Source organism: Agarivorans aestuarii (assembly GCF_019670125.1).
In the GTDB taxonomy this organism is placed as follows: Bacteria; Pseudomonadota; Gammaproteobacteria; order Enterobacterales; family Celerinatantimonadaceae; genus Agarivorans; species Agarivorans aestuarii.
In genome coordinates this window covers 1,895,052-1,908,134 of the sequence record NZ_AP023033.1, presented here as the reverse complement: position 1 = coordinate 1,908,134, position 13,083 = coordinate 1,895,052, and the positions used below count along the sequence as shown (strand labels likewise).

The 13,083-nt window shown below is 43.2% G+C and carries 10 protein-coding genes; 5 read left to right on the top strand and 5 right to left on the bottom strand.

Features of this window, described 5'->3' with window-relative positions; all coding sequences use genetic code 11:
• Positions 1 to 88: 88 nt before the first annotated feature.
• Positions 89 to 1,033: a LysR family transcriptional regulator gene (locus tag K5609_RS08910; protein ID WP_221076852.1), complete on the top strand. Its 945-nt coding sequence runs from the start codon at positions 89 to 91 to the stop codon at positions 1,031 to 1,033.
• Positions 1,034 to 1,131: 98 nt separating this feature from the next.
• On the opposite strand, the gene acuI is transcribed toward K5609_RS08910, so the two are convergent.
• Together acuI and K5609_RS08900 are read right to left on the bottom strand one after the other, a co-directional pair.
• A complete protein-coding gene (gene acuI / locus K5609_RS08905) occupies positions 1,132 to 2,112 on the bottom strand; it encodes an acrylyl-CoA reductase (NADPH) (RefSeq protein WP_221076851.1) in 981 nt (326 codons plus the stop codon).
• Positions 2,113 to 2,254: 142 nt separating this feature from the next.
• A complete protein-coding gene (locus K5609_RS08900; RefSeq protein ID WP_221076850.1) occupies positions 2,255 to 2,446 on the bottom strand; it encodes a (2Fe-2S)-binding protein in 192 nt (63 codons plus the stop codon).
• 234 nt (positions 2,447 to 2,680) lie between these two features.
• Here K5609_RS08900 and K5609_RS08895 point away from each other — a divergent pair, with 234 nt between their 5' ends.
• Positions 2,681 to 3,913, top strand: coding sequence for a carbohydrate porin (locus K5609_RS08895; protein ID WP_221076849.1), 1,233 nt, complete (start codon positions 2,681 to 2,683; stop codon positions 3,911 to 3,913).
• 3 nt (positions 3,914 to 3,916) lie between these two features.
• On the opposite strand, the gene K5609_RS08890 is transcribed toward K5609_RS08895, so the two are convergent.
• From K5609_RS08890 to K5609_RS08880, 3 genes are all read right to left on the bottom strand, one after another.
• A complete protein-coding gene (locus K5609_RS08890) occupies positions 3,917 to 4,255 on the bottom strand; it encodes a hypothetical protein (protein ID WP_221076848.1) in 339 nt (112 codons plus the stop codon).
• Between the two features lie 21 nt (positions 4,256 to 4,276).
• On the bottom strand, positions 4,277 to 5,689 hold the full coding sequence (locus K5609_RS08885; RefSeq protein ID WP_221076847.1) for an esterase/lipase family protein: 1,413 nt from the start codon (positions 5,687 to 5,689) through the stop codon (positions 4,277 to 4,279).
• 216 nt (positions 5,690 to 5,905) lie between these two features.
• The gene (locus K5609_RS08880) at positions 5,906 to 7,585 is read right to left on the bottom strand and encodes a sodium:solute symporter family protein (protein WP_221076846.1); all 1,680 of its coding nucleotides are present in this window, start codon (positions 7,583 to 7,585) and stop codon (positions 5,906 to 5,908) included.
• Positions 7,586 to 8,343: 758 nt separating this feature from the next.
• On the opposite strand from K5609_RS08880, the gene K5609_RS08875 reads away from it, so the two are divergent.
• The 3 genes from K5609_RS08875 to K5609_RS08865 are packed head-to-tail and all read left to right on the top strand — an operon-like array spanning position 8,344 to position 13,063.
• On the top strand, positions 8,344 to 10,266 hold the full coding sequence (locus tag K5609_RS08875; protein ID WP_221076845.1) for a PrkA family serine protein kinase: 1,923 nt from the start codon (positions 8,344 to 8,346) through the stop codon (positions 10,264 to 10,266).
• 18 nt (positions 10,267 to 10,284) lie between these two features.
• Positions 10,285 to 11,556, top strand: a complete 1,272-nt coding sequence (locus K5609_RS08870) for a YeaH/YhbH family protein (RefSeq protein ID WP_221076844.1) — start codon at positions 10,285 to 10,287, stop codon at positions 11,554 to 11,556.
• A gap of 7 nt (positions 11,557 to 11,563) precedes the next feature.
• Positions 11,564 to 13,063, top strand: coding sequence for a SpoVR family protein (locus tag K5609_RS08865; protein ID WP_221076843.1), 1,500 nt, complete (start codon positions 11,564 to 11,566; stop codon positions 13,061 to 13,063).
• The last annotated feature ends 20 nt before the right edge of the window (positions 13,064 to 13,083 follow it).

Here is a 13,083-nt window from a genome sequence, read left to right as displayed (position 1 = left end):
TATAAGGCTTTCTTCAAGGCAAAGATTTATACCGACTCCTGTGCAAATAACGCATACTTAAGCAATTGTTTAGACAGTATTTAGTATTATGGACTTAGAAGAAATCTATCGTCGTGACCTAAACTTACTCATAGCTTTAAAAGTGCTCATCGAGGAAGGTAGCGTAAGTAAAGCAGCTATCCGCTTGAGTCTTAGTCAATCGGCGATGAGTAGAGTATTAACCCGCCTACGTGACTTACTCAATGACCCTTTGTTTATTCGCCAAGGCCAAGGTTTGGTGCCTACTGAGCGAGCCTTAGAATTGAATCAAGCCTTACAAGGCCCCTTAGAAAACCTGCGTCAGGTACTCAGCCCCAATGGGTTTAACCCAGCAGAATGCACCCAGCATTTCACCATCGCAACTACCGACTATGCAATGCAAACCATTTTGCCCTTTGCCCTAGCAAGGATCTATCAAGAAGCGCCTAACATCTCCCTTGAGTTTGCTCCTCTGCAGCATGAACAACTCGCCCAACAGTTATCAGCAGATGGCTGCGATATGGCGATTTGTCGGCCGACCCAGTCAGTGGCACCTCTAGCTAAAGAAAGCTTGGGTTTAGTGAGTGTATTTTGTTTACTTGCTAAGCATCACCCATTGGCAGATAAAGAACTCACTCTGAAAGAGTATTTGGCTTATCCCCATGCGATGATAGCCATTAGTGATGGAGTGAAAAGCTTGCTGGATGAAGCATTATCTGGTCAAGATAAACCTCAGCTATTACTTCGTGCTTATCACCTAGAAGCGGCCCTAGCAATTAGTGAACAAGTGCCGGTGATTATTACGGTTCCCGCTGACCTAGCCTATTTAGTCGCAGAAAAGAATCAACTAGTAGTTAAACCGCTGCCTTTTGAATTTAAGCCTTTTGACTACTCACTGTTATGGCACCCACGCTGCGAGCACTCTGCTCCGCAAGTTTGGCTGCGCAATGTAATTAAACAAGAATGTAGCCGCTTAATAAGTAAACGTGTGCAAGACATGGGATTAGTAGAATAAGTGCTAAGCAATCAAAAGCAGATCAATAAAAAAGCCGACCCTATAGATCGGCTTAGACGTAAGTTTTTAAGTTTTTAAGTTTTTAAGTTTTTAAGTTTTTAAAGCTTGATAACCACCCGCCCAGTGACTTGGCCATTCGTTATAGCTTCAGCGTATTCTGCAACTTGCTCTAATTCCACTTCGGTGCACGCTTGCTGGTAGTAACTATCTGGTAGCAACTCAGCTAAATGCTGCCACGCATTAATCCGTTTAGCACTTGGGCAACTCACTGAATCTATGCCTAACAAGCTAACATTACGCAAAATAAACGGCATAACCGTGGTTGGTAAATCAAAGCCGCCAGCTAAGCCACAGGCGGCAACGGCGCCATTATAATCCATTTGAGCCAGTACTTTAGCCAATACCTTGCTACCCACAGTATCAACTGCACCGGCCCAAACTTGTTTTTCTAAGGCGCGCGCTGGCTCTTCAAACACGCTACGGTCGATAACTCTACTAGCGCCTAGTTCTTCTAATAAAGCACCATTTTGTTCTATTCGACCGCTAACAGCAGCCACTTTATATCCCAACTTGGCAAGTAAGGTAACGGCTACCGAGCCAACGCCACCACTGGCACCTGTAACCAGGATTTCACCCGATTCTGGCGTAATACCAGCATCAATCAAGGCTTGTACACATAACATAGCGGTAAAACCAGCAGTACCTACCATCATAGCTTGCTTACCACTTAAGCCCTCGGGCAGAGGAACTAACCAATCCGCTTTTAAACTGGCTTTTTCTGCCATTCCGCCCCAGTGCCCTTCACCAACTCCCCAACCGGTTAACACCACTTTGTCACCAGCAGCGTAACGAGGGTCGTGAGATTGCTCAACGGTACCGGTTAAATCAATTCCGGGTACCATGGGGAAATTGCGAACAATTTTACCTTTACCGGTAATGGCTAGGCCGTCTTTATAGTTAAGTGAGGAATAATCAACTTTTACAATTACGTCACTCTCGGGCAAGTCGGTATCATTAAGTTGGCGAATGCTAGAAGTGGTTTGTTTCTCAACTTGATCGAGAACGAGTGCCTTAAACATAGTAGAGCTCCGAGTTAGTAAGCAAAATTTACAAATATCAGTGTAGCCGCTCTAGCTCTATGTATTAAATGAATTTTTATCATTTAATACATGTACAACACTCATAATGACTAAAGTTTAGTCGCTTCGCTACTCCGTATTCCTAAGTTAGCAAGCTTACTTGAATGATAGAGCTATCTAATTGAGCAAGCTTTTGTTTTGCTAATCGAATGCACTTACCACAGGTGCTACCCAACTGCTTGGCTTGTTTCAGCTGTTTAACCGTTTTTAAGCCTTGCGCATAACTGTTTGCCAATGCTTCATCGTTAATCTGTTCGCATAAACACACCCACATAACTTTGCTCCTGTATTAAAAACTACAGCAACAGTAAATCAACGCCAAACAGCTAAGCAGTTACACACCGGAGCGTTAACTAGAGAGTAAAATCACAGAGGGGTAACTTTAGGTAACACACAAGCAGCAATAAGCACTTAAGCAATTGTTTTAAAATGAGTAAACCGTAATTTACTCAACAAATCGATGCTTGCATAAGAGAATATGTCACTCAATATTTACTGAGACATCATCATGCAAAGCGCACACATTTTGGTTTGTTTATCATTGTTGGCAACTGGGCTAAGTAACAGCTTGCAGGCGCAACTATTTACTGACTTATCCAAACAGGTTTCCCCCTATAACCACAAACCCATGCTGAGTGGCGTCGATGAGCTAAGTAATTATCAAAGTATGAAACGTTACTTGTCGGTAAATCATGGCTTAGATTATCAAATCCAGATTGCGCCCATAGCCCAAACCGACGGTCACGGTAATAACTACCTAGATAACGAAACCGACCTCATTATCACCAAGCGATTTTGGGAAAACCAACATGGTTACGGCAAGCTAGTGTTTGCCGGCGTGATGGTAAACATGCTTAACAATAGTTATACCCGAAAATTTGCCGACGATGTCGGATTAGGACCAAGTCAACCAAATGGTGGAATGACAGGACCAGACCAAAACATCACCGCAATTAACGGCTTATGGTGGGAACATAGCTTACTTAATAATGGACTCACCTATCGCCTAGGACACCTTTACACCACCCGACTATGGGCAACCAACAAATATCTAAGTGATGATCGTAGCACCTTTATGGCCTCGCCATTTTCACACCAAGGTTTAAGTTGGACTAGTGGTCAACGTGCACTAGGAGCAACACTGTCAGTACAAAACCAATGGGCTTATGTGCAGGCGGGGTTTAACGATGCGAAACCTAATGGCAAAGATATCGACATACGTAGCTTTAGTGATGGAAAATTTGTACGCCACCTCGAGCTAGGCCTAACACCAAGTTTTAATTTTGGTGAAGGTGAATACAAAATTAGCCTTGCAGACATCGACGATACAAGTAATGCACATACCTCAGTAAATGACCTAGAGGCAAATAAGGCGGGTCAAACTTTATCGGTGAGTGTAAGCCAGGACTTTGGAAATCTCGGCATCTTTGCTCGCTATAATCGCTCTTATCAACGTTACGCGGCAAAAACTAAAGCAGTTGCTGTAGCTGGCCTAGTGGTAAATGATTTATTAGATAACCAAGATGTATTAGGCATTGGATATGCCGAGGTAGAACCCGTTGATAGGATCCGTAAACAACACGGAAACGAAAAGTCCATCGAGATTTACTACGATATAAAACTGACTAATCGTTTAAGCATTGCGCCTGATATTCAATACTACTTTACCAAAGCAGCCACCAAAGGCATAAACACTGCTGGAGATACCATTTTTGGCTTACGACTTCGCTATATGCTGTAGTGCCTATAACGATACGTCGTCAGCACATATAACCATCGCCTTACCCAATGCACTGTAACAAGTTACTGGGTCTTTTAAGATGTCAGGAAGCTGCTGCGCAGCTTCCTTATTAATGGTGACTTCATTAAAGCCTTGTTCCGCATGGTCATAAATCTTGGTGCCATCTTGCAGTTCCCAATAGATGGTTGAATCGTTAGCGCTGGCACAAATTTTTATCTCACAAGGCATGAGCTTTACCTCATCGCCTTGGTAAACTCGACACTCAAACTCATCTCTAGCACAACCTGCATTAGCTAAGATGCTGTAAAACAGCCCTAACGCTATTGCCATAAGCTTAAACAACTCAGTTTCTCCTATATACTATTAAGAAATGGTATCACCAGAGGGTTTAATGTTCTTAAAGCTTTCTCGGGGCGCCTTCGCAGACGCAAATCTAAATACGTTTTTATCTACATCGCGATGGATAGTGATATCGATATAGGTGGTTTGGTTAGCGGCGCACACTTGATCGATGGCTAAACCTTCTGAGCGAAACTGAGTATTAGTGTAAAAAGAGAATCCTTTGTTTGGCCTAGCCATGATTTGAAGCCCAAAACAATTATCTTTAATTTGCGACATTTTGTCGGCATCAATGTAATACACCAAGCTATGTGTTGCTTTATTCATTTGTTTATCTACAAAAAAGCCTTCCGGTAACTGATGCGGTTTATAACCTTTACCTGCTAGTAGCAAAACATCGTAGTTTTCATTGTGAATGTGCTCGCCAGTTTGGTCTCTAACCCGCACAACCAACATGCAATATTTACCAATGCTTCGCTTTTTACCGAGCGGCACTTTGGCTTGTTCGGCTTGGCTTAACTGCGTTAGCTCAGCGCTGCGTTGCTGGTAATCACTGGCACTGTTTACTTGCAAACATGCAAGCACTTGGTCAACAACGATATGATGATTAGCAGAGCTGGCTTTATTAGCCATAATGCCCATCTTAGGACCTGAGTGACTAAACTCACTTAATATCCCGATAGGCACTTCGGCTGGTCGTCTTACGGGCTCTAATTCACTAGGTTTTAATCGATAAGCCTTACCTTGAAAACCGTTTAGCAGCTCTTCAGACTGGTCAAGCGCGAAATAACGATAATTCATATTAGCGCCCGCTATCCGCACCACACCGTCAGAGCCAGACTCCACTAAATAGCCATTTAAAAAGTCATAAAACTTAGTATCAATACCTTGACCACTTAGTACAAAGGGATAAAAGCTGTTGCCAACATAATCATATGCCATGCCGTTTTCGTTTAGTTGCCACTGCCCTTGGCTGCCTAAACTCAACCAATCTAATACTCTTTGCCCTGGCTCAACACCGGCAAACCAAGACTTAATTCGGCCCACTCGCTGCTTACCTAATACCGCTAAGCTTGAGCCATGATTTGCTGGTGCAAGCATCACTAAATGCTTTAGAGGCAAAGACCCTAAACCCGCAGCGCCATAGTATTTATCAACCCATGAACGCACCACCGGCCCACCAGTTGAATGGGTAATACAAGAGAACTCTTGAATACTGCTTTCGTTGCCGGGTAAATCTTGCAAAGCTTGCTGCATGGCGCGCGATATATCATCCATCGAGACTTCATCGTGAAAACTAATGTATTTGCCTAAATAGATATGCTCTAAATCAATCTGCAAACCCGCGCTACTAGCTTTAGCCACTAACGATTGCGGAAGCTCGCCGTAAGTGGAGGTATTGGTCACACTCCAGCCATGCACAAAAATCAATTTCATCGTATTACGTCCATGTAATTTAAATAACAAATTCAGAAACTTAGTTTTAACAGCAAACGATTGTTAACCGTAAGTTAAAAAAAAGCAATCACCCTTTCACACTCTTGTATAGCCTAGGTAAGCCGCTAGCAAAGTGCGATGTAATTAGCGAGAAAAGTAACAACAAGGCTGTAGTAGATAGTGGACAGGGAAAACAATGCACAGCTAAGGTTTAGCTTAAGGCTTACGCAATGCAAGTACTAAGTCTTGCACAGAAGCTGGTGCTGGCTGCGTAAAGCGCTGAACGATAAACACAATCGCAAAATTTGCTAGCATTCCCAGAGCACCAATTCCCTCTGGCGAAATCCCCCAAAGCCAGTGCTCCGTATGGTTGAGAGCTGGAGATACAAATTTAAAGAAAGCGACGTAAGCTAAAGTGATGCTCATTCCGCTTAGCATGCCGCTTATTACCGCTGTACGCCCAATAGACTTAACAAATATACCCAGAACAATAGCCGGGAACAGCGAGCTAGCCGCCAAACCAAAAGCAATCGCAACCACTTCCGCAACTAAGGCTGGAGGGTTAATGCCTAAATAGCCAGCCGCACAAATTGCTACAATTGCGCAGCAGCGTGCCAGCTTCAGCTCCTGTTTGTCGCTAAGTTTTTTTTGCCAAGTTTGCTTGACCAAATCATGAGATATCGAGCTGGCTATCACCAGCAACAAGCCGGCAGCGGTAGACAGTGCCGCTGCTAAGCCTCCCGCAGCAACCAAGGCCACCACCCAATTAGGCAACTGCGCTAACTCAGGTGAGGCCAACACCACTATATCTTGGTTAATGGTGACTTCATTGCGCTGATCACCCGAGTAAAATAAGCGACCATCACCATTTTCATCGCTCCATTCCACTAGCCCAGCTTGTTGCCAATGAGCTAACCAACTGGGCTGCTGTTCTTGCGCAATTCCTTTTAAATCCAAACCGTTGATAGACTCAATAAGATTTACTTTTGCAAAAGCTCCCACCGCTGGCGCAGCGGTGTATAACAAAGCAATAAAGGCTAGCGCATAACCGGCAGATACCCTAGCTTCACCAACTTTAGCTACGGTAAAAAACCGCACGATTATATGCGGTAATCCAGCGGTTCCCATCATTAACGCAGCAGTGATAAACACCTGGTCACTGAGATTTCGAGTACCGTTGGTAAACCTTGCAAAACCTAGCTCTTCAGATAAGCCATCAAGCTTATCCAATAAGTAAAGATTTGAAGTTCCTGTAACATTACTACCTAAACCAAACTGTGGAAAAACCTGCCCAGTTAAGGCTATCGATGTAAAAACAGCCGGGACTAAAAAGGCAAAAACCAGTACGCAATATTGAGCTACCTGAGTATAGGTAATTCCTTTCATTCCCCCCCACACCGCATAAAAGAACACAATTGCCATGCCGAGCAAAATACCCAGATTAACGTTCACCTCTAAAAAACGCGCAAACACCACACCTACGCCGCGCATTTGCCCAGCAACATAAATAAATGAAATGAACACCGTACATATTACCGCTAGCACTCTAGCCCGCTTTGAGTAATAGCGCTGACCAAAAAAGTCGGCAACCGAATATTGTCCGAAACGATGTAAGTAGGGCACTAAACACACCGCGAGCAGCACGTATCCGCCCGTCCAGCCCATTAAGTAAACGGCGCCATCGTAGCCGAGAAATGAGATAACCCCCGCCAAAGAGATAAAAGAAGCTGCCGACATCCAGGTCGCTGCGGTGGCCATACCATTAGTAAGCGGATGAATGCTGGCATTAGCAACGTAGAAATCTTGGGTATTGTTGGCTTTAGCCCAAATGGCTATCACCATATACAACGTAAAACTAAGCGCGACGAATAAGGAGGTCCAAGTTTGAATGTCCATACCAAGCAATATTTACCCTACTGGAGCTAAGATGCTGAAATCGAAAGTGACACCAACAAAGCAGACCAAAAGTTAACAATTTGTTACGAACTAACTTAGGGCGCATTTAGTCGCTTGAAACTTATACTTTGGTATAGATGAGACACTCAATAGCACTAGCGTGCTTAAAAGCAAAAACTTTCTTATTAAGTAATTGAATTTAATGAATAATACTAATGGATGATTGTTATCATCCTTTAGTCTAAACGCGCATAAAGATGGCTAACTACGGAGAAAAAGGCAAAAAAAGAGCTCTTGCAAAGCAAGAGCCAATGGAAACGTGCTTTTTGGAAACCTTCAACACTACTCCCCTCGATGTAGTGCTCGCCGACCAAAGCTAGAAGGTTCAAGCTACTGAACTAAATTAGCATGTTGAATTTTTAGGTCAACCATAAATTTTACAATTCATTAACTTTATGTGAGCGGCCTAACACGCTGAAGAAACGATGCATTTTTCGATCTCTTTTGTTTATGCAAACGTACTTTACTTACATAAAGCGAAGCAAATTATGCCTGTTTGTTATACTCAAAGAGCCTTGCGCGGGTTTTCTATAAGGGACAGGATGGCAACAATTAATGACTAAGGATTTTTAAAAAAATGCTTATTTTTTATAAATTTATTTTTGCCATGGTATAAACTTATTTTAGCGCTTCATGAAATCTTTTGTTTCCAAATTCTATCTTTTATAGAGATAGCTTGTATTTAGGAGGCCTAGGCCATGAGTATTTTTGACCACTATCAACAGCGTTACGAGCAGGCTCAAGAAGAAGAGTTATCTCTCGATCAGTTTTTAACACTTTGTAAAGAACAACCAAGTACTTACGCCAGTGCTGCAGAACGGCTTTTACTCGCCATTGGCGAACCAGAAATGGTCGATACTTCTAAAGACTCACGCCTAAGCCGGCTTTTCTCTAACCGCGTTATTGCTCGCTACCCTGCATTTAAAGAATTTTATGGGATGGAAGATAGCATTGAACAAATCGTCTCCTATCTAAAACACTCCTCGCAAGGCCTTGAAGAGCGAAAGCAAATACTTTACTTGTTGGGACCAGTTGGCGGCGGTAAGTCCTCTTTAGCGGAAAAACTCAAAGCCCTCATGCAACAAGTACCTATTTATCGCTTGAAAGGCTCTCCAGTAAACGACCATCCATTCTGCTTATTTGACGCCAACGAAGATGGCAACATTCTTGAGAAAGAATACGGCATTAGTAAGCGCCATTTAAAAAACATTATGTCGCCTTGGGCAGCCAAACGTTTAAATGAATACTGCGGAGATATTAGTAAGTTCAAGGTGGTTAAATGCTATCCCTCCATCATCAATCAAATTGCCATCGCTAAAACTGAACCAGGTGATGAAAACAACCAAGATATTTCTTCATTGGTGGGTAAAGTTGATATTCGCCAGTTAGAGCATTTTGCTCAAAACGACCCCGATGCCTACAGCTACTCAGGAGCCTTGTGTAGAGCTAATCAGGGTTTGATGGAATTTGTAGAGATGTTCAAAGCGCCAATTAAAGTACTACATCCTCTACTCACCGCAACCCAAGAAGGCAACTTCAACGGTACCGAAGGGCTCTCGGCAATTCCCTTCGAAGGCATTATTTTGGCTCACTCAAATGAATCCGAGTGGCAAAGCTTTAAAAATAACAAAAACAACGAGGCCTTTTTAGACCGCGTTTATATTGTAAAAGTGCCTTATTGCTTACGAGTAAGCGAAGAGATAAAAATTTATCAAAAACTGCTAGATAATAGTGAATTAAACACTGCTAAATGTGCGCCAAGCACCTTAGAGTTATTGTCGCAGTTTTCAGTTTTATCGAGGCTTAAAGACCCAGAGAACTCAAGCATCTATTCAAAAATGCGAGTTTACGATGGCGAAACTCTAAAAGACACCGATCCAAAAGCCAAGTCTTATCAAGAATATAGAGACTTTGCCGGGGTTAACGAAGGCATGGAAGGTTTGTCCACCCGCTTCGCCTTTAAGATCTTGTCTCGAGTATTTAACTTTGATACCACCGAAGTCGCAGCTAACGCGGTTCATCTGTTCTATGTTCTTGAACAACAAATAGAGCGTGAACAATATAGCCAAGAAGTGGCGGACCGCTACTTAGAACACTTAAAAGGCTACTTAATTCCTAAATACGTCGACTTTATTGGCAAAGAAATTCAAACCGCCTACTTGGAGTCTTACTCTGAATACGGCCAAAATATCTTTGATCGTTACGTGATTTACGCCGATTTCTGGATTCAAGACCAAGAATATCGTGACCCAGATACTGGCCAGCTATTTGACCGAGCAGCGCTAAACGCCGAGCTTGAGAAAATAGAGAAGCCAGCTGGCATTAGTAATCCTAAAGACTTTCGTAATGAAATCGTTAACTTTGTCTTACGTGCTCGTGCTGGCAATGACGGTAAAAACCCTAACTGGACCAGCTACGAAAAACTTCGCACAGTGATTGAGAAGAAAATGTTCTCAAATACCGAAGACTTACTGCCAGTTATTTCCTTCAATACTAAAACCTCTGCCGACGACCAACAAAAACACGATGACTTTGTTGCTCGGATGATGGAGAAAGGATACACCCGCAAACAAGTGCGTTTGTTATCTGAATGGTATTTACGCGTTCGTAAATCGTCTTAGATTTGATGGAGGGCGCCTATGGCTCATTTTATCGATCGACGTTTAAATGGTAAGAATAAAAGCGCGGTTAACCGCCAGCGCTTTATTCGCCGTTATAAAAGCCAAATTAAACGTGCAGTAAACGATGCCGTTAATCAACGCAGTATCCAAGATTTGGAGAACAGCGAAAGCATAAGCATTCCTCATAAAGACATTACCGAGCCCTTTTTTCATCAAGGAGATGGAGGGCAACGTCAGCGCACCCTACCCGGCAACGATCAATTTGGTACCGGCGATAAGATTGAACGCCCACCACAAGGTGAAGGAGCCGGCGGCCCTGGAGATGGCGAGGCCAGCGACCAAGGAGAAGGCACCGAAGAGTTTCAGTTTAATATTTCCAAAGACGAATATCTCGACATCTTGTTTGATGACTTAGAGCTTCCTAACCTGCAAGAAACCGATGTTGATAGCATTGTTGAATATCGCACCGCACGAGCCGGCTTTACCAACGACGGCGTACCCGCCAATATCAACATTGTTCGTTCTTTGCAAAATTCTCTGGCTAGACGCATGGCCATGGGTGGCGATAAGCGCAAACGGTTAAGAGCTTTAGAGCTGCAATTAGAACAAAAACAGTCTGACGCTCACGTTCCGCACAGTGAGATTGAAGCAATAAAAGCAGAGATCGTAGAACTTAAACGCAAGCTTTCAAACATTCCCTTTATCGATACCTTCGATCTTAAGTTTAATAACTTTGCCAAACACCCGGTGCCGAGTAGCCAAGCAGTAATGTTTTGTTTAATGGATGTCTCTGGCTCTATGGACCAAGCAACCAAAGACATTGCCAAGCGTTTCTACTTACTGCTCTATCTATTTTTGACCCGCAGTTACGAAAAAATCGAGGTGGTGTTTATTCGCCACCACACTCAAGCTAAAGAAGTTGATGAGCATGAGTTTTTCTACTCTCAAGAAACTGGTGGCACCATTGTTTCTAGCGCGCTTAACTTAATGGATAAAATTATTGAAGAACGCTACCCGAAAAACCAATGGAACATATACGCAGCCCAGGCTTCAGACGGCGATAACTGGGCCGATGACTCCCCAAAATGTCGCGCATTACTCGAGAAAACACTGCTCCCTCTAAGCCGCCATTACGCATACATAGAAATAACCAGCCGTGCCCACCAAAGCTTGTGGCACGAATACGAACAGCTCAGTGAAATCTTCCCTAACTTCTCTATTCGTCATGTGAAAAATGCCGAAGAAATATTGCCGACATTTAGAGATCTCTTCAAAAAAACCACTGTGTGAGGCCCTCATGAGCAAAACTAAGATGTTGCCCGATGGACCAGATTGGACCTTTGAAATGCTTGAGCTTTATCATCAAGAGATTGAAAAGGTTGCACAACACTATCAATTAGATACTTATCCAAATCAAATTGAAGTGATTACCGCCGAACAGATGATGGATGCTTATTCCAGCGTAGGTATGCCCATTGGCTATCATCATTGGTCTTACGGTAAAAAATTTATCCAAACCGAACAAACCTACAAACGTGGTCAAATGGGTCTGGCCTACGAAATTGTTATTAATTCAGACCCTTGTATTGCTTACTTGATGGAAGAAAACACCATGCCAATGCAGGCTTTGGTTATCGCCCATGCCTGCTTTGGCCATAATAGTTTCTTCAAAAATAACTACCTGTTTAAAACTTGGACCGACGCCAGCTCAATCATTGATTATTTGGTATTTGCCAAAAACTACATTAGCAAATGTGAAGCTCGCCATGGCGTTCAGGCGGTTGAAGATTTGCTCGACTCTTGCCACGCCTTAATGAACTACGGCGTCGATCGTTACAAACGACCCAGCCCAATTTCAATGGAAGAGGAAAAGTCTCGTCAAGACGCTCGAGCCGAATACTTACAGAGCCAAATCAATGAGTTGTGGAAAACCATTCCTACAAAAGAAGATCCAAACGTAGAAAAACGTCAGCGTTTTCCCGCCTCCCCTGAAGAGAACATGCTCTATTTCATCGAGAAACATGCCCCCTTATTGGAAACTTGGCAGCGAGAAATTGTTCGCATTGTAAGAAAAATCAGTCAGTACTTTTATCCACAAAAACAAACTCAAGTGATGAATGAAGGATGGGCCACCTTCTGGCATTACACCATCACCAATCATATGTTCGACCACGGACAAGTGAGCGAGCGCTTTATTCTAGAGATTTTGCACAGCCACACCAGCGTAGTGATGCAACCCGCTTATAACAGCCCTTATTTTAATGGGATAAACCCCTATGCTTTGGGTTTTGCCATGATGACCGACATTCGTAGGATATGTGAATCACCCACCGATGAGGATCGCAAGTGGTTCCCTGATATCGCCGGCAGCGATTGGCTTAAAACCCTACATTTTGCCATGCGGAACTTTAAGGATGAAAGCTTTATTAGCCAATACTTATCACCCAAGGTAATACGTGACTTAAAATTATTTACCCTAGATGATGACGAAAACAAGCCCTACCTAAAGGTTAAAGCCATTCATGACGACCATGGTTATCAGCAAGTAAGAGAAGCGCTCAGTGCCCAATACAACCTAAGCAATATTGAACCTAACATTCAGGTATACAATGTTAACTTACGCGGTGATCGGTCGCTCACCTTGCGTTACGTTCCTCATCAAGGCATTCCTCTTGGGAAAAGCAAAGATGAAGTGATTAAACACCTACATCGCTTATGGGGCTTTGACGTGATTCTCGAACAAAGTGACGATAATGGCGGGGTACAAGAAATAGCCCGCTGCCCAGCCCAAGACTAGATAGATTAGCGACAAAAAAG